This window comes from Agromyces sp. NBRC 114283 (assembly GCF_030268405.1).
GTDB classification, from domain to species: Bacteria; Actinomycetota; Actinomycetes; order Actinomycetales; family Microbacteriaceae; genus Agromyces; species Agromyces mediolanus.
In genome coordinates, this window is the sequence record NZ_BSQP01000001.1 from 1,274,398 (window position 1) to 1,294,387 (window position 19,990).

The 19,990-nt window shown below is 71.6% G+C and carries 23 protein-coding genes, 1 tRNA gene and 1 pseudogene; 17 read left to right on the forward strand and 8 right to left on the reverse strand.

The genetic code is table 11. The features are described from left to right. The first annotated feature begins 92 nt into the window (after positions 1-92). The 3 genes from QSJ60_RS06170 to QSJ60_RS06180 all read left to right on the forward strand — a co-directional run bounded on the left by QSJ60_RS06170 (position 93) and on the right by QSJ60_RS06180 (position 3,943). Entirely contained in the window at positions 93-2,621 is a 2,529-nt protein-coding gene (locus QSJ60_RS06170) for an ATP-dependent Clp protease ATP-binding subunit (RefSeq protein WP_285463028.1), read from the forward strand. 103 nt (positions 2,622-2,724) lie between these two features. After that, positions 2,725-3,228 (forward strand): amino-acid N-acetyltransferase, encoded by a 504-nt coding sequence (locus QSJ60_RS06175; protein WP_285463029.1) that lies wholly within the window; start codon positions 2,725-2,727, stop codon positions 3,226-3,228. Between the two features lie 73 nt (positions 3,229-3,301). Further along, a complete protein-coding gene (locus QSJ60_RS06180) occupies positions 3,302-3,943 on the forward strand; it encodes a hypothetical protein (protein ID WP_285463030.1) in 642 nt (213 codons plus the stop codon). A gap of 11 nt (positions 3,944-3,954) precedes the next feature. Here QSJ60_RS06180 and QSJ60_RS06185 read toward each other — a convergent pair whose 3' ends face one another. After that, positions 3,955-4,206, reverse strand: a complete 252-nt coding sequence (locus QSJ60_RS06185) for an SHOCT domain-containing protein (RefSeq protein WP_285463031.1) — start codon at positions 4,204-4,206, stop codon at positions 3,955-3,957. A 23-nt stretch (positions 4,207-4,229) separates the two neighbouring features. Then, positions 4,230-4,889, reverse strand: a complete 660-nt coding sequence (locus tag QSJ60_RS06190; protein WP_285463032.1) for a pentapeptide repeat-containing protein — start codon at positions 4,887-4,889, stop codon at positions 4,230-4,232. 69 nt (positions 4,890-4,958) lie between these two features. Here QSJ60_RS06190 and QSJ60_RS06195 point away from each other — a divergent pair, with 69 nt between their 5' ends. After that, the gene (locus QSJ60_RS06195; RefSeq protein ID WP_285463033.1) at positions 4,959-5,366 is read left to right on the forward strand and encodes a dehydrogenase; all 408 of its coding nucleotides are present in this window, start codon (positions 4,959-4,961) and stop codon (positions 5,364-5,366) included. A 28-nt stretch (positions 5,367-5,394) separates the two neighbouring features. Here QSJ60_RS06195 and radA read toward each other — a convergent pair whose 3' ends face one another. Together radA and QSJ60_RS06205 are read right to left on the reverse strand one after the other, a co-directional pair. After that, positions 5,395-6,759 carry a DNA repair protein RadA gene (gene radA, locus QSJ60_RS06200; protein WP_271202664.1) on the reverse strand — a complete coding sequence of 455 codons (1,365 nt, stop codon included), beginning with the start codon at positions 6,757-6,759 and terminating at the stop codon, positions 5,395-5,397. A gap of 9 nt (positions 6,760-6,768) precedes the next feature. Continuing rightward, positions 6,769-7,539: an SGNH/GDSL hydrolase family protein gene (locus tag QSJ60_RS06205; protein WP_285463034.1), complete on the reverse strand. Its 771-nt coding sequence runs from the start codon at positions 7,537-7,539 to the stop codon at positions 6,769-6,771. A 94-nt stretch (positions 7,540-7,633) separates the two neighbouring features. On the opposite strand from QSJ60_RS06205, the gene QSJ60_RS06210 reads away from it, so the two are divergent. Beyond that, positions 7,634-7,724, forward strand: a tRNA-Ser gene (locus QSJ60_RS06210). A gap of 108 nt (positions 7,725-7,832) precedes the next feature. Here the strand turns inward: QSJ60_RS06210 and QSJ60_RS06215 are convergent. Beyond that, positions 7,833-8,489, reverse strand: a complete 657-nt coding sequence (locus tag QSJ60_RS06215) for a response regulator transcription factor (RefSeq protein ID WP_285463035.1) — start codon at positions 8,487-8,489, stop codon at positions 7,833-7,835. A gap of 327 nt (positions 8,490-8,816) precedes the next feature. Here QSJ60_RS06215 and QSJ60_RS06220 point away from each other — a divergent pair, with 327 nt between their 5' ends. The 7 genes and pseudogenes from QSJ60_RS06220 to QSJ60_RS06245 all read left to right on the forward strand — a co-directional run bounded on the left by QSJ60_RS06220 (position 8,817) and on the right by QSJ60_RS06245 (position 13,694). Further along, a complete protein-coding gene (locus QSJ60_RS06220; protein WP_285463036.1) occupies positions 8,817-9,233 on the forward strand; it encodes a hypothetical protein in 417 nt (138 codons plus the stop codon). 134 nt (positions 9,234-9,367) lie between these two features. Next, the gene (locus QSJ60_RS06225) at positions 9,368-10,117 is read left to right on the forward strand and encodes a hypothetical protein (RefSeq protein WP_285463037.1); all 750 of its coding nucleotides are present in this window, start codon (positions 9,368-9,370) and stop codon (positions 10,115-10,117) included. After that, entirely contained in the window at positions 10,114-11,511 is a 1,398-nt protein-coding gene (locus tag QSJ60_RS06230) for a hypothetical protein (RefSeq protein WP_285463038.1), read from the forward strand. Before QSJ60_RS06225 ends, QSJ60_RS06230 begins: the two co-directional genes overlap by 4 nt. A 28-nt stretch (positions 11,512-11,539) precedes the next feature. After that, positions 11,540-11,686: pseudogene (locus tag QSJ60_RS19085) on the forward strand (ATP-binding cassette domain-containing protein); the annotation flags it as partial. Positions 11,687-11,792: 106 nt separating this feature from the next. Further along, positions 11,793-12,191, forward strand: a complete 399-nt coding sequence (locus tag QSJ60_RS06235; RefSeq protein ID WP_285463039.1) for an ATP-binding cassette domain-containing protein — start codon at positions 11,793-11,795, stop codon at positions 12,189-12,191. A gap of 235 nt (positions 12,192-12,426) precedes the next feature. After that, positions 12,427-12,876: a hypothetical protein gene (locus tag QSJ60_RS06240; RefSeq protein ID WP_285463040.1), complete on the forward strand. Its 450-nt coding sequence runs from the start codon at positions 12,427-12,429 to the stop codon at positions 12,874-12,876. A 32-nt stretch (positions 12,877-12,908) separates the two neighbouring features. After that, positions 12,909-13,694: a TetR/AcrR family transcriptional regulator gene (locus QSJ60_RS06245; RefSeq protein ID WP_285463041.1), complete on the forward strand. Its 786-nt coding sequence runs from the start codon at positions 12,909-12,911 to the stop codon at positions 13,692-13,694. Here the strand turns inward: QSJ60_RS06245 and QSJ60_RS06250 are convergent. After that, positions 13,691-14,071, reverse strand: coding sequence for a DUF7882 family protein (locus QSJ60_RS06250; RefSeq protein ID WP_285463042.1), 381 nt, complete (start codon positions 14,069-14,071; stop codon positions 13,691-13,693). The genes QSJ60_RS06245 and QSJ60_RS06250 overlap by 4 nt on opposite strands. Before the next feature lie 162 nt (positions 14,072-14,233). Here QSJ60_RS06250 and QSJ60_RS06255 point away from each other — a divergent pair, with 162 nt between their 5' ends. From QSJ60_RS06255 to QSJ60_RS06275, 5 genes are all read left to right on the forward strand, one after another. Next, positions 14,234-14,722 (forward strand): CinA family protein, encoded by a 489-nt coding sequence (locus tag QSJ60_RS06255; protein WP_285463043.1) that lies wholly within the window; start codon positions 14,234-14,236, stop codon positions 14,720-14,722. Between the two features lie 544 nt (positions 14,723-15,266). Beyond that, positions 15,267-15,470 carry a cold-shock protein gene (locus tag QSJ60_RS06260; RefSeq protein WP_189083631.1) on the forward strand — a complete coding sequence of 68 codons (204 nt, stop codon included), beginning with the start codon at positions 15,267-15,269 and terminating at the stop codon, positions 15,468-15,470. A gap of 170 nt (positions 15,471-15,640) precedes the next feature. Further along, positions 15,641-16,744 (forward strand): fatty acid desaturase family protein, encoded by a 1,104-nt coding sequence (locus tag QSJ60_RS06265; protein WP_285463044.1) that lies wholly within the window; start codon positions 15,641-15,643, stop codon positions 16,742-16,744. A gap of 82 nt (positions 16,745-16,826) precedes the next feature. Further along, positions 16,827-17,819: a DUF389 domain-containing protein gene (locus QSJ60_RS06270; RefSeq protein ID WP_230764144.1), complete on the forward strand. Its 993-nt coding sequence runs from the start codon at positions 16,827-16,829 to the stop codon at positions 17,817-17,819. 104 nt (positions 17,820-17,923) lie between these two features. Further along, a complete protein-coding gene (locus tag QSJ60_RS06275) occupies positions 17,924-18,115 on the forward strand; it encodes a hypothetical protein (protein ID WP_230764146.1) in 192 nt (63 codons plus the stop codon). Between the two features lie 18 nt (positions 18,116-18,133). Here QSJ60_RS06275 and QSJ60_RS06280 read toward each other — a convergent pair whose 3' ends face one another. Both QSJ60_RS06280 and QSJ60_RS06285 read right to left on the reverse strand, forming a co-directional pair. Continuing rightward, positions 18,134-18,508 carry a nuclear transport factor 2 family protein gene (locus QSJ60_RS06280; RefSeq protein WP_285463045.1) on the reverse strand — a complete coding sequence of 125 codons (375 nt, stop codon included), beginning with the start codon at positions 18,506-18,508 and terminating at the stop codon, positions 18,134-18,136. A 55-nt stretch (positions 18,509-18,563) separates the two neighbouring features. Beyond that, the gene (locus QSJ60_RS06285; protein ID WP_285463046.1) at positions 18,564-19,952 is read right to left on the reverse strand and encodes an NAD(P)/FAD-dependent oxidoreductase; all 1,389 of its coding nucleotides are present in this window, start codon (positions 19,950-19,952) and stop codon (positions 18,564-18,566) included. Between the last annotated feature and the right edge of the window lie 38 nt (positions 19,953-19,990).

The following is a 19,990-nucleotide window of genomic DNA, read 5'->3' on the forward strand; positions in this document are numbered from 1 at the left end:
CGCCCACGGCGAACAGCGCCCCGCGAGCCATCCGCCTTGTTTACGCTCGTTGTATCGATGCCCACACAGCCGGCGTCGACGAGGAGTTGATGATGTTCGAGAGATTCACCGACCGCGCCCGCCGTGTCGTCGTCCTGGCCCAAGAAGAGGCCAAGATGCTGAACCACAACTACATCGGCACCGAGCACATCCTGCTCGGCCTCATCCACGAGGGCGAGGGCGTCGCCGCGAAGGCGCTCGAGTCGCTCGGCATCTCGCTCGACGCCGTGCGCGAGCAGGTGCAGGACATCATCGGCCAGGGCCAGCAGCAGCCCACCGGGCACATCCCCTTCACGCCGCGTGCGAAGAAGGTGCTCGAGCTCTCGCTGCGCGAGGCGCTGCAGCTCGGCCACAACTACATCGGCACCGAGCACATCCTGCTCGGCCTCATCCGCGAGGGCGAGGGCGTCGCCGCCCAGGTGCTCGTGAAGCTGGGCGCCGACCTCAACCGCGTGCGCCAGCAGGTCATCCAGCTCCTCTCCGGCTACCAGGGCAAGGAGCAGGTGCAGGTCGGTGCGAACGAGCAGCAGCAGGCCCAGGGCGGCTCGCAGATCCTCGACCAGTTCGGCCGCAACCTCACGCAGGCCGCCCGCGAGGGCAAGCTCGATCCGGTGATCGGGCGCGAGAAGGAGATCGAGCGGGTCATGCAGATCCTCTCCCGCCGCTCCAAGAACAACCCCGTCCTCATCGGCGAGCCCGGCGTCGGCAAGACCGCCGTCGTCGAGGGCCTCGCGCAGGCGATCGTCAAGGGCGAGGTGCCCGAGACGCTGAAGGACAAGCAGCTCTACTCGCTCGACCTCGGCTCGCTCATCGCGGGCAGCCGCTACCGCGGCGACTTCGAGGAGCGCCTGAAGAAGGTCACGAAGGAGATCCGCACCCGCGGCGACATCATCGTCTTCATCGACGAGATCCACACGCTCGTGGGCGCCGGTGCGGCCGAGGGCGCCATCGACGCGGCCTCGATCCTGAAGCCGCTGCTCGCCCGCGGCGAGCTGCAGACCATCGGCGCGACGACGCTCGACGAGTACCGCAAGCACTTCGAGAAGGACGCGGCCCTCGAGCGCCGCTTCCAGCCGATCCAGGTGAACGAGCCGAGCCTGCCGCACGCCATCAACATCCTGAAGGGCCTGCGCGACCGCTACGAGGCGCACCACAAGGTGTCCATCACTGACGGCGCGATCGTCGCCGCGGCGAACCTCGCCGACCGCTACATCTCCGACCGCTTCCTGCCCGACAAGGCGATCGACCTGATCGACGAGGCCGGCGCCCGCCTGCGCCTCTCGATCCTGTCGAGCCCGCCCGAGCTCCGCGAGTTCGACGAGAAGATCGCGACCGTGCGCTCCGCGAAGGAGACCGCGATCGAGGAGCAGGACTTCGAGAAGGCGGCCTCGCTCCGCGACGAGGAGAAGAACCTCCTCGGCGAGCGGCTGCGCCTCGAGAAGCAGTGGAAGTCGGGCGACGTCAAGACCACCGCGGTCGTCGACGAGGGCCTGATCGCCGAGGTGCTCGCCCAGGCCACCGGCATCCCGGTGTTCAAGCTCACCGAGGAGGAGTCGAGCCGTCTCGTCTTCATGGAGAAGGCGCTGCACGAGCGCGTCATCGGCCAGGAGGACGCGATCGCCGCGCTCAGCCGCACGATCCGCCGCACCCGAGCCGGCCTCAAGGACCCGAAGCGCCCCTCGGGCTCGTTCATCTTCGCCGGCCCCACGGGCGTCGGCAAGACCGAGCTCGCCAAGGCGCTCGCCGAGTTCCTCTTCGACGACGAGGCGGCGATGATCTCGCTCGACATGTCGGAGTACGGCGAGAAGCACACGGTCTCGCGCCTGTTCGGCGCCCCTCCCGGCTTCGTCGGCTTCGAGGAGGGCGGCCAGCTCACCGAGAAGGTGCGGCGCAAGCCGTTCTCCGTCGTGCTCTTCGACGAGATCGAGAAGGCGCACCCCGACATCTTCAACTCGCTCCTGCAGATCCTCGAGGAGGGTCGTCTCACCGACGGTCAGGGTCGCGTCGTCGACTTCAAGAACACCGTCATCATCATGACGACGAACCTCGGCACGAAGGACATCTCGGGCGGCCCCGTCGGCTTCCAGATGGAGGGCGACTCGCGCACGGGCTACGACCTCATGCGCGCGAAGGTCAACGAGGAGCTGAAGAAGCACTTCAAGCCGGAGTTCCTGAACCGCGTCGACGACATCATCGTCTTCCCGCAGCTCTCGAAGGCCGAGCTCAAGCAGATCGTCGACCTCTTCATCAAGCGGCTCGGCGACCGCATGCTCGACCGCGACATGACGATCGAGCTCACCTCCGAGGCGAAGGACCGCCTGATCGAGGTCGGCTTCGACCCGGCGCTCGGCGCCCGCCCGCTGCGCCGTGCGGTGCAGCGCGAGGTGGAGGACCGCCTCTCCGAGAAGATCCTGCACGGCGAGCTCAACCCGGGCGACCACGTGAAGGTCGACTTCCAGGACGGCGAGTTCGTCTTCGTGACGACGCAGCGGGCCCTGCCCGCGAACGTCGGCGTGAACACCAACGCGGCGATCGGCACCGGCTCGGCGACGCCCGACCTGGCGGCCGCCTCCGGCGAGTAGTCCCCGCCGGCCGACTCCGGATGCCCCGTGCTCGACGAGCACGGGGCATCCGCCGTTTCGGTCCGTTTTCCGTCGGCGAGCCGCGCGGTCCTACGATTGGGCGATGACCGACTTCACGGTGCGCCGGGCGCGCACGAGCGATGTGCCGAGGATCATCGACGTTGTGGAGCCGTTCGTCAGCCGACGAATCCTGCTCGGCAAGGAGCGGGTCGACCTGTACGGCGCGATCCAGGAGTTCCGGATCGCCGAGGACGCCGATGGCCGCGTCATCGGCGCCGGCGCCCTGCACGTGATCTGGGAGGACCTCGGCGAGGTGCGCACCCTCGCGGTCGCCGAGGAGTGGCTCGGCCGCGGCGTCGGGCGCGCGCTGCTCGACGCGCTCGAGCGCGACGCCCGCGAGCTCGGCCTGTCGCGGCTGTTCTGCCTGACTTTCGAGGTCGGCTTCTTCGGCCGGAACGGCTTCGAGGACATGGGCGAGGAGACCGTCGACCCCGAGGTGTACGCCGAGCTCGTGCGCTCGCACGACGAGGGCGTCGCGGAGTTCCTCGACCTCGCCCGCGTGAAGCAGAACACCCTCGGCAACACGCGCATGCTGAAGCACCTCTGAGCCCAGCTGGGGGATGCCTCGGCGCGCCGCGTGCCTTCCGCCCGCCCCGCGCCGCTGGACGTACCCTGTGGCCATGTCGACGAACCCTGCACCGAACGGGCGGCTCTCGCCCGCGGTGTACCGGCGTCGCCGGCTGATGGTGCTGCTCGGCGTCGTCGCGGTGATCGTCGCGATCGTGCTCGTCATCGTGCGCCCGGGCTCCAGCCAGGGCGACGAGAAGACGGCCCCGCCGGCGGCGAAGACGACGGATGCCCCGGCCAGCACGGCCCCGGAGACGGTCATCCCGACCGAGGAGACCGCCGCCGACGGCGCCCCGTGCGACCCCTCGCAGGTGCTCGTCGAGGCGGTCACCGACATGGGGCAGTACCAGGCGGGCGAGCAGCCGCAGCTGTCCGTGTCGATCACGAACACGGGCAAGAACGTCTGCGTCTTGAACGCCGGCACCGCCGCGCAGGAGTTCACCATCAGCAGCGGCGACGAGGTCTACTGGCGGTCGAGCGACTGCCAGAGCGACGCGATCGACGCGCAGGTCTCGCTCACGCCGGGAACCCCGGTCAGCTCGGCCGTGCCGATCGTCTGGGACCGCACCCGCTCCTCGACCGACACCTGCACGGGCGCGCGCGAGGCCGTGCCGGCCGACGGCGCCTCGTACCACCTCGAGGTCACCGTGGACGGGATCGCGTCGGCCGAGACGAAGCAGTTCCTGCTGTACTGAGCTGGCGGACGCTACAGCTCGCCGAGGATGCGCGCGCGGGTCTGCTCGTACTCCGTCGGGCTGATGCGGCCCTCGTCACGCAGCCGGTCGAGCTGCGCCAGGCGCTCAGCGGGGCTCGCGGTCGGGGCGACCGGTGATGCCGGGGGTGCGCTGGTGCGCGAGACGCGCACGACGACGAGCACGATGACCGCGACGATGGCGAGGGGCACGAGGACCATGCCGAGGACGATGAGCGCGTGCCAGCCGTCGAATCCCATGAACATGGCACGAGCCTAACGCCGGAGAGTCAGCGGTCCTCGATGCGCAGGCCGAGCTGGGCGGCGAAGTGCTCGGCGAGGCCGGCGGCCTGCTGCGAGTCGATCGTGGCGCCGGCGAGGCCCTCGAGGCTGCGGATGGCGCGGATGTCGAGCCCGCGCAGATCGACGTCCTGCATGGTCGTGCGGGTGACGACGAGCTCGCCGACCGTGCAGTCCTCGAAGGCGACCCGGGCGAGGGTGGCCTCGCCGAGGTCGAGCTCGTCGAAGCTGCAGCCCTGGAAGCGGACGTCGCGCAGCTGGGCGGCCCGCAGGTTGACCCAGCCGAGCTTGGACTGCTCGACGACGAGCGAGTGCAGCTCGGCGTCGTAGAGCTCGGCGGAGCCGATGCGGGAGCCCTCGATGCGCACGTCGCGGAACGTCGCGCGCGCCGCGGAGAAGACCGGGGCGTTGAGCCGCTCGATGCGTGTCTCGAGGAAGCGGGCGGCGCGGAAGGAGGCCTCGTGCGCGTGCCAGCCGACGAGCTCGCACTCGGAGAACGTCGCGCCGGAGAAGTCGCCGCCGTCGACCTCGGCGTCGACGAAGCGGAGCCCCTCGACGGTGCGCTGCGGCCCGAGTTCGCCGGGATCGCCGGGCTGGAGGTCGTCGAGGCGGAGCGGGTCGATCTGGGGCGCACGGGTGGGCTTGGGCATGGCTGCACGCTATCGGCCGCGACCGACATCCCGGCCGGTCACGCGTCCGCGCGCGGCTACGCTGGAGGCATGGCAGGCACGGGCAAGAAGAAGGCCAAGGAACCCCTGGAGTTCCGTTCGCAGGCGCTCGCGGAGGCGCTCGAACGGCAGGACATGGCGGCGGTCGCCCTCGCCCTGCGCCACGGCAACACCGTCGTGCCGCTCGTGAAGCCCGGCCCGCGCGACCGCCCGCTCGACGGCGGCGAAGTGTGGACCTACCGCGACCCGAAGACCGGCGAGGTCGCGCTGCTGCTGTTCAGCGATGCGGCGAACAAGCCGGCGAACCTGCCGCCCGCGGTGGGGCTGCAGAGCCCGGGCTGGCTGCGCAGCTTCCTGAAGCGCTACGAGTCGACGATCACCACGGTGTTCCTCGACATCGCCGGTCCGCACCCGATGCAGGCGCCGCCGGGCGAGCTGCTGCGGGCGCTCGAGGCGTAGCCCCGGGCCCTCGCATTCGGGGGAGCGCTCAGAACGCGGCGTCGAGCTCGCGCTCGCGGGCGCCCTTGGCGGCCAGCATCGCGCGTTCGACGGCGGCGCGCACACTGCCCGCCTCGACGTCGAGGATCGACGTGTAGCCGAGCCGACGCGCCTCGGTGGCGCGCTGCGTCGCCGCCGCGACGGGGCGCACCTCGCCGGCGAGACTGATCTCGCCGAAGGCGGCGAGCTCGTGCGGCACGGCACGGTCGCGCATCGCCGAGGCGATGGCCACGGCGATGGCGAGGTCGGCGCCCGGCTCGACGAGGCGCACCCCGCCGACGGTGGACACGTAGACGTCGTGCTCGCCGAGCGACTTGAGCCCAGCCCGCCGCTCGAGCACGGCGAGGATCATGGCGACCCGCGAGGGGTCGACGCCGTTCACCACGCGACGCGGCTGCGGCGCCTTCGTCGCGACGACGAGCGCCTGCACTTCGACCGGCAGCGCCCGGCGGCCCTCGAGGGCCACGGTGACGCAGGTGCCGCTCACCGAGGTGCGGGCGCGGCTGAGGAACAGGCCCGACGGATCGGGCACCTCGGCGATGCCGTCGCCGGTCATCTCGAAGCAGCCGACCTCGTCGGTTGGGCCGAAGCGGTTCTTGAGCGCCCGGACGAAGCGCAACGAGGTCTGCCGGTCGCCCTCGAAGTGGCATACGACGTCGACGAGGTGCTCGAGCAGGCGGGGCCCGGCGATCGTGCCGTCTTTCGTGACGTGACCGACGAGCAGCAGCGGCAGATCGCGCTCCTTCGCGACGCGAATGAGGGTGGAGGCCACCTCGCGCACCTGGCTCGGCTGCCCCGGCAGGCCGTCGACGAGGGAGCTCGCGACCGTCTGCACCGAGTCGACGATGAGCAGTTCGGGGGAGACCTCGTCGATCTGCCCGAGCACCGTGGCGAGATCGGCCTCGGCGGCGAGGTAGAGCTCGTCGTGCAGGGCGCCCGTGCGGCCCGCGCGCAACCGCACCTGGGCGGCCGATTCCTCGGCGCTGACGTAGAGCACGCGGCGGCCGCCCGCGGCGACCCGGGCGGCGACCTCGAGCAGGAGCGTCGACTTGCCGACTCCGGGCTCACCGGAGAGCAGGATGGCGGCGCCCGCGACGATGCCGCCGCCGAGCACCCGGTCGAACTCGCCGATGCCGCTGGGCCGGTGGCTCGTGGCCGCGACCTCGATGTGGGCGATGGGCCGCGCGGCCTGCGACGGCGCGATGGCGGCAGCCTTGACGGTGCGGGTGATGCCGGTGGGCGCCGCGGCCTCGACGACGGTGCCCCACTGCTGGCACTCGGCGCAGCGGCCGACCCATTTGGCGGTGCTCCACCCGCACTCGGTGCAGCGGAAGGCGGTGCTCGTTCGGGCCATGCCCAGAGCCTAGCCGCGGCCCCCGACACGCCCCCGCAGTTCGGCCAGGCGCGAGATCACCGCGGGCCGGAACGCACCCGCCCAGACCCGGTAGCCGCGGTCGTTCGGGTGGAACCAGTCCTTCGCGAAGCCGGTCAGGATGCCGCGCACGCCCTGCCGCCTCGTCGCCTCGTGCAGGGGCACGACGGCGAGTCCCCGCGCCGCGGCCTCGCGGCGGAGGATCGCGTTCGCCTCGGCGACCTTGCGCTCGTTCGCGGGGAAGTAGAAGCACGGCAGATCCGCCACGACGGCGTGCTCGGGGACCGCGTCGAACACGGCGCGGATGCCCTCGGCGAAGGCCGCGGCATCCCAGTCGGCGATGTCGTTCGCGCCGATCGCGACGGTGACGACGTCGGGGCGCAGCTTGCCGAAGCGGGGGAGCTGGTCGCGCACCGCGAGCCCGACGGTCGCTCCGGAGACGCTGAGGTTCACGACCCGCACCGTGCGCCCGCTGCGGCTGCGGAGCTCGTCGGCGAGCAGGCCGACGTAGCCGAGATCGGGACGGCTCGCGCCGATGCCCTGGGCGGCGCTGTCGCCGATCGCGACGTAGAGCAGCTCGCCGCGGGTCTTCGCGAGCTCGCGCCACCACTTCGAGTGCACGGGGAGCGTCTCGTTCAGCACCGCGGACTGCTCGCGCCGGCGCTCGCCGAAGGCGCGCCAGCCGAGGGCGCCGGCGGCCGCGGCGGCGCCGACGCCTCCCGCGACGAGCGCGATGGCGGCGAGACGGTGCGGAGCGGGCATGCGATGAAACTATGGGTGTCCGCTGAACGTCTGCTGAGCCATCCGCCGTCCGTCCGTTTTGGCCAGCCGGGCGGGATCGTCTACTATCGATCCCGGTGACGTGTCCGAGCGGCCGAAGGTGCAACTCTCGAAAAGTTGTGTAGGGTAACCCCCTACCGTGGGTTCAAATCCCACCGTCACCGCCAGCGAAAACCCCCGATCTCTCGTGAGATCGGGGGTTTTCTGCGTCACTGGTGCGCGAGGTTGCCGGCGCCGTCCCGCTCGCATTTGCGCTCGCGTTGGAGCTTCGCGTGTCACGCGCCGCGGGACACGCCGCGCCGACGGCGCGCCACGATCGACGTCTCCTGCTCCCCGATGAGCCCGAGTGCGCGGGCGCGATTCACCGCGTCGATGCGCGAGCTCGCCTCGACCACCCGGAAGGCGCGGAAGAGGTGCCGTTTGACCGTACCTTCGGAGAGCCCCAGGGCGGAGGCGATCTGCCGGTTGCTCAGCCCGTCTGCGACGCCGGTGAGCACCTCGCACTGGCGCGGCGTCAACGTCGCCGCCTTCGCCCCTGGAACCGGATGCGTCCGTGCGCGGGCACGCTGCGCCGGAGCGAGCGCGTCGAGCATGTCGAGCAGCTCGTCGTCGCCGGCGTTCGAGGAGACGACGAGGCCGAGCCGGCTGCGGGCGATGCGCTTCGCGATCGACGGATCGCCACCGCAATCGACGCCCAGGATCCTGATGCCCGGCCTCGCTCGAAGGATGCGATGGAGCGTCGTCGGCTCGTCGAGCCCCTCCACGTCGAGATCGAGGACGAGCAATTGCGGATGTTGGGCGTGGAGCAGCGCGGGCAGTTCCTCGACGGTGCGGAGCGTGCCGACGACAAGCGCGACGCGGCTGCTCGTGAGGAGTTCGCGGAGCCCGCGCACGAGAAGCGCTCGCGGCGAGACGATAACGGCGTGAATCACCGGCGCCACTGACTCCTCTCGTTCCCCGGGGTGCGGAGAACAGCCTCGCTCATCCGCCTCGGGGCTGAACGGAACGCTCCACAGGCCTGATCTCAGCCGTGTGTCTTTGGACACATTGGTGCGGCGGCGCAGAGCGGAGCGGTTCGTATGGCGTGCGTGGGTCCTTGCCCCGACGGCTGCGGATGCGCGGGGAGTCGCGTCGCCGAGGCGGTGTCCCGAGCGCCGTCAGCCGCCCGAACACGCTCCATTGACCTCGTCGCCGCAGCTTCGTAGCTTCGTCCGGAACTGGGTCGATCGATCCAGATCCTGGAGAGTTCGGAGGAGAAGATGCGCAAATTGAATCGTCTTCGCGGCGGCATCGCAGTGGTGGCGGGAGTCGGGCTCGTGCTGGGCGGCGCGGTCGCCGCAGAGGCCGGGACGTCCTACGCCGACTTCAATGTCGTCGTCCCGCAGTTTCAAGCTCCCTACCTGGGCGTGGGCTCGCAGACGAAGTCCGGCTCGAATGTCGCGGGGGACATCTCCATCACGAGCGTCGGATCCTCGTACACCGTCGACGCGACGCTGTGCATCGCCTACGGCGTGAACTGTTCCGTCGGGACCAAGGTGCTCGGACTGAACGACAGCACCTCCGCCAAACTGCCCAATCGGATCGGATCGGGCGTCGCGGGCACCCAGCCGGTGCTGCAGATCGGCTCCTGGAACGTGGTGAGTGTGCAGGTCATCGGTCGGTGGCGGAGCAACTAGGCGGGATGTCGGGACCCCGCGGGATGCGATTCGGCGGCGCCGTCTCGCCTCGAGCCGGGTGGCGGTCGATGTCCGAGGCGCGTCGCATCGTCGCGGGGGAGCTTCGGCGAGCGGCCCCGGTGAGCATCGTGCTGGTGCCGATTCTGCTGGTGGGCGCCCAACTGGGGTTCGGGGCGATGAAGCTCGACGGCGCCGTGTTCCGCGACGAGCTCGACCTGTTCGGGCAGGCGATGATGTCGCCGCTGGCCCCGCTGCTGCCGATGATCGCCGTGCTCTCGGGGAGCCGATCCCTTCTGGCCTCGGTGAGGTCGCGCTTCGTGTTCTCCGCGCGGACACGCGTCGGGCCGCGAGCGCTGGTGAACGCGTTCCTCACGAGCGGGGCCGCGACTGCGTTCGTTCCCGTCTTCATCGGCACGGCGGTCGTCGGCGGGCTGGTGTTCTTCGGCGCTCCGGCGATCGTTCCCGAGCTGATCGACCCGTCGGTGTACGGAATCACGCCGGACGAGCTCGCCCGGGATGCCGCCGAGCGGGTGAGCCTGTCGCAACTCCTCGCCGGCGGTGCACTCTCGTATGTGCTCGGCTACAGCCTCTGGGTCGGGGTGGCCTCCGCCGTGTTCGCCACCATGGGGAACGTCCTCATCCTCGTGCTGCCGTCGCCGCTCCTCGGCTTCTTCCTGCCGTTCGGGGTGTACCTGGCGCACTCGGTTGCCGCCGGGCTGCTCGACCGGCCGGAGTGGGGCGCGCTGTTCGCGGTGTACCCATTCGGCCTCGTGCAGCAGCCGATCGGTGCGGCGCTCGCCCCGATCGGGATCATCGCCCTCTTCGTGGGCGGCGCGTGGCTGGCCACCTCGCTCCGAGCGTCCCATCTCGTGAGCCTGAGGTGAGTCGAACGACGACAGCCGCGGTCGCGGTCACCGCGGGGACGGGTGCTGCGCTGTACGGCGCCTTCGTGCGCGCGGCCTTCGACGGGACCGAGCTCGGGTACTGGGACGTCGCGCTGCAGATTCTCCAGGACCGGCAGCTGTACACGCTCGTCCTGCTTCCCGCGTGGATTGCCGGATGCCTCGTCGACCTGCGATTCCTCGACCGCCGCGCGGTTCGGATCCGGCTCGGCTCCCTGCGTTCGCTGTGGTGGCGGGCGATGCGCGACGGGCTGCCACGCGTCGCGCCGACCCTGCTGGCGATGAACCTCGGGGCTGCGATGGCGGCGTGGGGACTCCCACTCGCCGCTCGGGCGCCCGAGGGGTTCGTGACGGCCGCGTACCGCTCGTCGGGCCTCGTGCCGCTCGCCGCCTGGGCCGGTTCGATGGCGGTCCTCGCGCTGGGCCTGCTCGTCATCTGTGGGGCGGTCGCGGCGGTCGGTGCAGCGTTCGGGGCGCGTTTGGCGATACCGGCCGGCATCGGCTTCGGAGCCTTCGTGCTGGCGAGCTTTCAGTTCGGCTGGCCGGCGCGGACGGTCCTCGAGCCGCTGATCGCGATCGGGCCGATGCTCGACGAGCCGTCGCTGAGCTGGCGGGCACCGCTCTGGGCCGCGGCGCTGCTGTGCGGCAGTCTCGCCGTCGTGCTCGGCCGCGAGTGGTGGACGCGAGGGGGGCGTTCCGCCGATCTCGGAGCTTCGACGTGGGTCGGGAGCGCGGCGGTCGGCGCGGCCGGGCTGGCGGTCCTGCGCGCCGAGCTCCTCGGGCTGAGCTCCGAGGCCGCGGTGGTCGAGGCGTTCTTCGGCCCGGGCGGCTCGGTGCTTCAGCGACTGACCGCCTTGATCCTCGTCGTCGGCGTGGCCGCCGCGCGGGCCTTCGAGGTGCTCGCCCGTGCAGACGGGCTGGCGATGGCCCGGCGGATCAGGCACGGAACCGCCGCGCGCGAGTACCTGGCGGAGCTGCGCGGCTCAGCGCGTCCCGTCGGGATCGTCGCCCTCGGCGTCTTCGTGTCGGGTGCGCTCGTCCTGCTGTTGGGGGATGCGCCGGAGGAGCCGGTGCGGGTCGGCGGTCTGTTGCTCGCGGTCGTGGCGAGCGGCGCCGCGACCACGATGCTCGTCTGCGCCATCCTCCTCACCGTCGTCACGCTGAGCCCGACGCCCGTCGCGCTCGCCGGGGCCATCACGGCGGTCGTCGCGTTGATCTGGCTGTTCCCCGCGACGCTCTGGAACCCGTTGGCGCTGTCCGGAGCCTGGTCCGTCATCGACGGGCGCAGTGTGTGGGCGACGGCCGCGGTGCTGGCGGTCGCGTTCGCCGTCCTGGCCCTGATCGGCGTCGCAATCATCCGCTGGCGTCGCACCTGAAACCCACACGATGAACGGAGACCCATCCATGGCGATCGTCGCACTCCGCGGAGTGTCCAAGTCATTCCGCGGCACCGAGCTGTTCCGCGGTGTCGACCTCGATGTGGAACCGGGCACGACCACGGCGGTGACCGGGCCGAACGGCGCCGGCAAATCGGTGCTCCTGATGCTGATGTGCGGCTTCGCCCAGCCGACGACCGGCTCCGTCGAGATCGACGCTCGGTATCTGAGCGAGGGGCGCACCTTTCCGGAGCGCTTCGGGGTGCATCAACGGGCCCGCGGTGCTGCCCGGCCTGAGTGCGGAGGACAACCTGATCAGGCTCGCGGCGATCCGCGGCGAGGTCGGTCGGACCGAGGTGCGTGCCACCCTCGCAAGGGTCGGGCTGCACGCGGGCCGGAAGCGCGCGCGGACGTTCTCCCTCGGCATGCGGCAACGGCTGTCGCTCGCGCAGGCCCTCCTCGAGCGTCCAGCGGTGCTGCTCCTCGACGAGCCCTTCAACGCCCTGGACGCCGGCGGGGTCGAGCTCGTGCGCAGCATCCTGCGTGAGGAACGGGCCCGGGGTACGGCGATCGTCTTCACGAGTCACCAACCGGCGGACGTCGAAGCGCTCGCGGACCGGGTCTTCGAATTCCGGGGCGGCTCGCTCGTCGAGCGGGCGAATCGGGCCGAGCGCGGCTGACGAGTCCTGCGCGGGCTCGGCCCCGCGCCTCATCGTCGGGGTGCCGCCACGACAGGGTCGGCGCAGCGAGCCGGGTGCTTCGCGAGCGTCACGCGCGGGGCGTCGCCGAGTGGGCGCCTGCGCGACCCGTCGAGTACCCGAACTTCCGCACCGACGGAATAACTGGGTACACTGTACGCGTTTCAACGGATCGCGCACTGAGAACGCGACCTGGACCGGAAAGAGAGCACCACGCATGACGACCACAGAAACGCACGAGATCGCCGCTGCCGCCGCAGGCGGCGACGCGACCGCCGAGCAGCTCGCCGAGGTGCTCGCCTGGTTCGACCGCTACGACGAGCGGGTCGCCGCCAGCGACCTGAACGGCATGGCGGACCTCGCCGCCTTCCCGATCAACGAAGTCACCGACGACGCCGACGGCTACGGCATCGCCTCGGCCTGCGACCGGGAACGGTACTTGGCGCAGATGCGCGAGGTGGTCGGCGCGAACTCCGCCGAACTGACGATGCACTCGACGAGGCATCCGATCTTCCTCTCGCCGGCGCTCTGCTTCGTCGTCACCGACGCCAGCTTCGAGCTCGGCGGGCGCACCCAGCAGATGCGCTACGGCGATCTGCTGGTGCGCACGGCCGAAGGCTGGCGCTTCCAGACGATGGTGGCGGGCGGATGGCACGAGCAGATGTGACCCGCTGATCGGCGCCGGGGGAGAATGGCCGTATGCCCGACGACCGCACCGGCACGAGCGCCGGTGATCCCGCCGCGTCGATCCGCCTGCTCTGGCGCGCCCGACTCGCCCGGCCGGCGGCCCGGCCGGGTCCGCGCCCGACCTTGAGCGTCGATCGGGTGGTCGAGGCGGCCATCGAGCTCGCCGACGCCGAGGGGATGACTGCGCTCACCATGCGCCGGCTGGCCGAGCGGCTCGCGACGAAGCCGATGAGCCTGTACCGCTATGTGCCCGGCCGCGCCGAGCTCGTCGACCTCATGCTCGACCGCGTGTACGAGGGGATGCCCCGGACGCCGTACGGCGGCGCCGACTGGCGCGCGCGAGTCCGGGTGCTCGCCGACGCGAACCGGGCGCTCTACCTGGCGCACCCGTGGGCCGCCGAGCTGTCGACGCTCCGCCCGCCGCTCGGACCGGGGCAGCTCGCCAAGTACGAGCACGAGCTGGGCGCGTTCGCAGGATCCGGGCTCTCGGACCTGGCGATCGACGACGCGCTCACCCTCGTGCTGTCGTTCGTGCGGGCCAATGCCGCGGACGCCCTCGCCGCCGAACGAAGCCGCGCGGCCAGCGGCCTCGACGATCGCGGCTGGTGGGCGGTCGCCGGCCCGATCCTCTCCGAACTCGTCACGGACGACGCGTATCCGCTCGCGTCCCGGATCGGCTCGGCCGCGGGCGAGCCGCGGGGGAGTGCCCACGACCCCGAGCACGCCTACGAGTTCGGGCTCGAGGTCATCCTGTCGTCGCTCGGAGCCTGGGCCGCCGGGGCCTCTGACGCTGGCTAGTCCTGTGCCGGCTCCACGTCCTGCACGTCCGCGCCGACACGGACGGGCTGGCTCGTGTCGACCGGGATGGGCTCGGGGTCCAGGTGCTCCGGCACGAGCTCGATGCCGCCCGTGCTGTTCGCCGAGCGCATGAGGTCCTCGAGCCACCGGGCGTTGAGCTCGGGGCGCTCAGGCTCGGTGAAGACGAAGCGCAGCGGGATGGCCGGGTGCAGCCAGAGCGTCTCGCGCCCGCGCGGCTCGTCGTCGGGGTGCCGCCAGGACAGGGTGAAGCTCTCGTTGCGGCGCAGCTTGGTGGTCAGGACGATCTTCAGGTGCGCGAGGGCGCGATCCTCGATCCCGATCGGGGTCTGCGAATCCCCGTAGTACAGCGTTCCCATGGTGCCGACCGTACCGTTTTTCTCCAGTTGTATTGAAGTCGCTCGCTCGCGGCTGCGCGTGCCGTCCTGCTCGCTGCGCATTGCGGCTGCCGGGTGCCCGCGCGAGGGGGTTGACGCGATCCGATCCCGTGCGGGACGGTGCTGGGGAACGGGAGGAGCGGAATGCCGGAACGGAACGGAACGGACGACGAGATCGAGCAGCTGGCGCAGGCGGTCGCCGCGGAGGCCGGTCGGCGCGGGCTGCGCATCGGGGCGGCGGAATCGCTGACGAGCGGCGCGATCGCGGTCGCGCTCGGCAAGGCGGATGACGCGAGCGAATGGTTCGCGGGATCGATCGTGGCGTACGAGGCATCCGTGAAGTTCGAGTTGCTCGGGGTGGCGCCCGGGCCGGTCGTCACCGCCCGGGCGGCCGAGCAGATGGCGACCGGCGCCCGCGAGCGGCTCGGCGCCGATGCCGCCGTCGCGGTGACGGGGGTGGGCGGCCCAGGTGAGGAGGAGGGGCGGCCGGCGGGCACCGTCTACGTCGCGGTCGCCCTCGACGGCGAGGCGGACATCGGCGAGCACCACTTCGACGGCGATCCCGCCGAGGTCGTCGCGGCGACCGTCCGCGCTGCGCTCGCTGCGCTGCTGCACCGCCTGCGCGAGGGGTGACCGGCCGCGCCACTGGATCTCTCAGTCGGATCGCGTACACTGGGACGCAGTGATGCACCGTGCAGCCGAACCGGTCGTCACGCCCGAGTGCCCGTCATCTTCGAGCACCGTCGCGTTCCACGCGTCCCGATTCCACCACCGCGCTTGGAGCGCATCCTCAGCTTCCCGCAGCCGCTGACGTCGACGTCACGCCGGCCGCCGTATCGAAACGATCGTTCTCATCTCTCTGCTCTTCACCAGTTCGTCCCCTCGCTTGCACTGGCGGCAAGCCGATCACGACGTGCACAGCGCCACGCGTGACGGCGAGTACGCCGGGCACGTCGTGGCCGACGGCGACGCCTTCCTCGTCTCCGACGCGATCGGCCGCGCCGTGGCCCGCTGCGACTCGCTCGATGCGGCCTTCCTCGCCCTCGAAGCGGCGTCCCCTGCAGGCATCCACTCCGCCGGCGATCACCTCGCCCGGCGCACCAAAGCCCCGCGGCGGCGCCGTCGCCGCGGATTCACGGATCACACCCGTGGTCCCAGACAACGAAGGAATGACGTCATGGCCACCGGCATCGTCAAATGGTTCAACACGGAAAAGGGCTTCGGCTTCATCGCTCCCGACGACGGCTCCGCCGACGTGTTCGCGCACTTCAGCGCGATCACCGGCAGCGGCTATCGCGAGCTGACCGAGAACCAGCGCGTCGAGTTCGACGTGGAGCAGGGTCAGAAGGGCCTCCAGGCCACGAACATCCGCGGCCTCTGAGGCTCTCGGCCGGCCCCGCCCGAGGCGGGGCCGGCCGTCCACTCCCAGCACAGTCACGGGAGGTATGCAGGCAGCGGCATGGTCCGCCGCCTAGCGTGGGAACAGCGATGGGCACCCGCCTTTGGCTCCACGGCCGAAGACTCGCGGCCCAGCACAGACAGGCAGCCCCCATGCCGACCATCCCCATCGTCCAGGAGGCCGTGCTCGGCCCCGTCCGACAGACCTACGCCCGAGCCGGCGACTTCCCGCCGATCGCCCGGGCCTACAGCCAGCTCTCCCAGATCGTCCGCGAGACCGGGCTCCTCCGCCGCACGCCGTGGTTCTACGGCCTCGTCGGCGCGGCCATCGCGCTCGCCTTCGGCGGAGCGGTCGCCGGCTTCGTCCTGCTCGGCGACAGCTGGTACCAGCTGCTCATCGCCGGAGCGCTCGGCGTGCTGTTCACGCAGCTGGCGTTCCTCGCGCACGAGGCGGCGCACCGACAGATCCTCGCCTCCGGGCCGGCCAACGACCGGCTCGCGAGGGTGCTCGCCGGCCTCGTCGGCATGAGCTACGGCTGGTGGGACAGCAAACACAGCCGGCACCACGCCAACCCGAACCGCGTCGGCAAGGACCCCGACATCGAGGTCGACACGATCTCCTTCCTCGACGAGGATGCCGCGAACGCCCGTGGCCTGCGCCGCCTCCTCACCCGCAAGCAGGGCTGGTGGTTCTTCCCGCTGCTGACGCTCGAAGGCCTCAACCTGCACTACCAGAGCCTCCGCTACCTCTTCGGCCGCGGCCCGGTGCCCGGCCGCTGGACCGAGCTCGCCATCATCGCCGCGCGTCTCGCGGTCGTGCTCGTGCCCGTGTTCCTCGTGCTGCCGCTCGGGATGGCGTTCGCCTTCGTCGGCGTGCAGCTCGCCGTGTTCGGCGTGTACATGGGGGCCTCCTTCGCGCCGAACCACAAGGGCATGCCGGTGATCGCCCCCGACGCGAAGCTCGACTTCTTCCAGAAGCAGGTGCGCACCTCGCGCAACATCCGCGGCGGCTGGTGGGCGACCTGGCTCTACGGTGGTCTCAACTACCAGGTCGAGCACCACCTCTTCCCGAGCATGTCCCGGATGCACCTCGCCCAGACCCGGGAGATCGTGCGCGAGTACTGCCGGACGCACGACGTGCCGTACACCGAGACGTCGATGTGGCGCTCGTACGCGATCGTGATCGCCTACCTCAACCGAGTCGGGCTCGCCGCCCGCGACCCCTTCGACTGCCCGGTGGCCGCGCGGTACCGATAGGGCGCCGCGCCGTTCGCCTCTTGTGCCGGCGTGCGCGGCTCCGCGATACTCGGAGCCAATCGCCGGGGGGACGGGGGTGGCGGTGAACAGCGTCGCCGAGATGCGTGAGGCGGTGTTCTTCGACGGCCAGGAGGCCGGTCGCAAGGCCAGCCGGTTCTGGCTGCTGCTCGGCTTGTCGGCGGTGATCGCCGCCGCGGGGCTCGTCGGTGATTCCGCGGCCACGGTGATCGGCGCGATGATCGTCGCCCCGCTGATGACCCCGATCCTCGGCACCGTGCTTGCGACGGTGATCGGCGACCGGCGCAACCTCGTCCGCTCCTGGGCGTTCGTCCTGGGCGGCGCCGCGGCGGCGATCGCCGTGGGCTACCTCGTCGGCCTGCTCGTGGCCGCGCCGGTCGTCGCCTCGACCGACGGCGAGATCGCGAGCCGGGTGAGCCCCGGGCTCATCGCGATGCTCGCCGCCCTGGCCACCGGAGCCGTCGGCGCCATCGCGCTCGTGCGGCGGGACGTGTCGGACACGCTCCCCGGCGTCGCCATCGCGATCTCGCTGGTTCCGCCGCTCGCGACCGTCGGGCTGACGCTCGAGTCCGGTGCGCCGGACGAGGCGCTCGGCGCGCTGCTGCTGTTCGCCACGAACGTGGCGGCCATCATCGCGACGGGCGTCATCGTGCTCGCCGGGTACCGGATCGCGGGGGCGGGCCAGCTCGTCGAACGGGTGCGGCCGGCGGCGGGCGCGGCGGATGGTCCGAAGCACTCCAACGGGCGGGCGATCGCCGTGACCCTGGTGACGCTGGCGCTCATCGCGGTGCCGCTGACGGCGACCTCCGTGCGCTTCACGCAGCAGGAGCTGCTCCAGTACGCGGTCCGGCAGGCCGCCGAGCCCTGGGCGGCGGCGAACGACCTCGTCATCGAACGGCTCGACTCCGACGGCGAGCGCGCGAGGCTCCAGGTCTCGGGGCGGCCGCCGGCTCCGGACACCGCCGAGCTCGCGACGGCGCTCGAGGCGGCGGGCGTCGATCTCGCGCAGGTGACCGTCGAGTTCATCCCCACCTCCGAACTGCCGTTGACCGGCTGACGTCCGTCGAACGCGGCCGCTCGTCCGCCGCTCTGGGGGAGTTCCCGGGTGGATGTCGGACACTGGAAGGACTCGGGGACCGGGGCTGACGGGGAGGCGCGACGATGGGCATCAGACGACGTCGCGATGCGCCGCCGCCGACGAACCCCGAGGACGACCCGTACCTCGCCTACCTGATCTGGAAGGGCGAGCAGCCCGCGGCCTCGCCCGAGCCCGAGACGCCGCCGAAGCGCGGCTGGTGGCGCCGCGTGCTCGGCCGGCGCGATCCGGACGGCGGCTCGCGGCGCGAGTCGTGAGGCGCTGCCCGCCGGGGCTCAGTGCGTGATGGTCGTCTGCTGGTAGAGCGCCAGCCGGGGCCGCCCGTCGCGGAGTGCGTACACGCTCGTCATCAGCGCGGTGAACGGTTCGGCATCGCCATCGCGCGTCGCCTGCGCCCGGTAGACGAGCGCCGCCGAGTCGTCGCTGATCGGTACGAGCCGAGGCTCGGTGAGCTCGTACTCGGCCCAGGGCGGCGCCCCGTCGAGCGAGGTGGCGACCGCGTCGCGGTCGAGGACCATGCCGTTCACGAGCACCATCACGGCTTCCGCCGTCATCAGTCCGCCGTAGAAACGCCCGCCGCGCGCGCTGCAGAGCGCGTTCCAGCCGTCGTGCTCGAGGGCGAGCAGGGTCTCGAGGGTGAGTACCGTCATGCGGCGGAATCTACGCGATCCTCGCGGGCGCCGGGAGGGCTTGACCGCGGGACCGTCAGCGCCCGGCGATGACGTCCGCGACCTTCGCGATCACGGAGGTGCGCGGGCTCGAGGAACGCTGCTCGACCCAGTCGGCCACGGAGTACGCGCGGTAGAGGCCGTTCGCCCCGATCCAGCGGAGCGGCTCCGGCTCCCAGCGCCGGGGGCGCTGCCTGACCCACGGGATGCGGGCGATCGGGTCCTCGCTGCCGGTGAGGAGCGCGGCCGCCGCGTCGGCCGCGAGCCGCGCCGCCGTCACCCCCTGGCCGGCGTAGCCGCCGAGCTGGAGGATGCCGCTGCCGGAGTCCCAGTCGATGAACGGCGTCCAGTCGCGGGGCACGCCGAGCACCCCGCACCAGGCGTACTCCGCCTCGGCGCCGAGGCCGGGGAAGAGGTCCTCGACGATCGCCTCGAGCGCCCGGACCGTGCCGCGGTCGACCTGGCCGCGATCGTCGAAGCCGGAGCCGAAGCGGTACGGCTTGCCGCGCCCGCCGATGATGATGCGGCCGTCGGGCGTGCGCTGGCCGTAGAAGTAGGTGTGCGCGGAGCCGGACAGCCCGGCCGCCAGGTCCCAGCCGATCCGCGCCCACTCGGCGTCGTCGAGCCGACGGGTCGCGATCATGGCGCTGTTCAGCGGTAGCATCTCGCGACCGCGACCGGCGAGGGCGGCGGTGTAGCCCTCGGTGGCGAGGACGATCCGCTTCGCACGCAGCTCGAGCGCGCCGACACGGACCGCGCCGGGTTCGACGGCGGTGACGCGGGAGCGCTCGTAGAGGCGGATGCCGGCCGCCCGCGCCCGCTCGAACACTCCGCGCAGCAGCAGGAACGGGTCGACGCGCACGCAGTCGGGGGAGACGAGGGCCCCGACGGCGTCGTGGATGTCGATGCGCTCGCGCAGTGCGTCGCCGTCGACGAGGCGCACGTGCTCCTCGCCGAGGCCCCACGAGCGATGGCCGGCGAGGCTCGACTGCAGGCGGGCGAGTTCGGGGGCGGTGCGGGCGACCTGGATCCAGCCTCCGCGCTCGGCGCCGATGTCGACGCCCTCGGCGGCGAACTCGTCGACGACGGTCTCCATGGTCTCGAGCAGGCGTCGCTCCACGTCGAGCACGGCCTCGCGGCCGCTGCCGCGCGCGAGCACGCGGCGCATCCCGACGGGCTTCGAGGAGAGCCATCCGCCGTTGCGACCGGATGCGCCGAAGCCGAACTGCTCGGCCTCGAGCACCGCGAGGTCGAGCGAGGGGTCGGCCGCGTGCAGGGCGAGGGCGGTCCAGAGGCCCGTGTACCCGCCGCCCACGATCACGACATCGGCGGTCCCGGATTCGCGCAGCGGATCGGCTCGGATGGGTTCGTTCCGGTTCGCCCAGAAGCCGAATTCACCGTTGATCACGTGGGGTCCGCCCTTCACATACCTCGTCGTTGCCCCTCGACTGTAAAGTTTTCTGA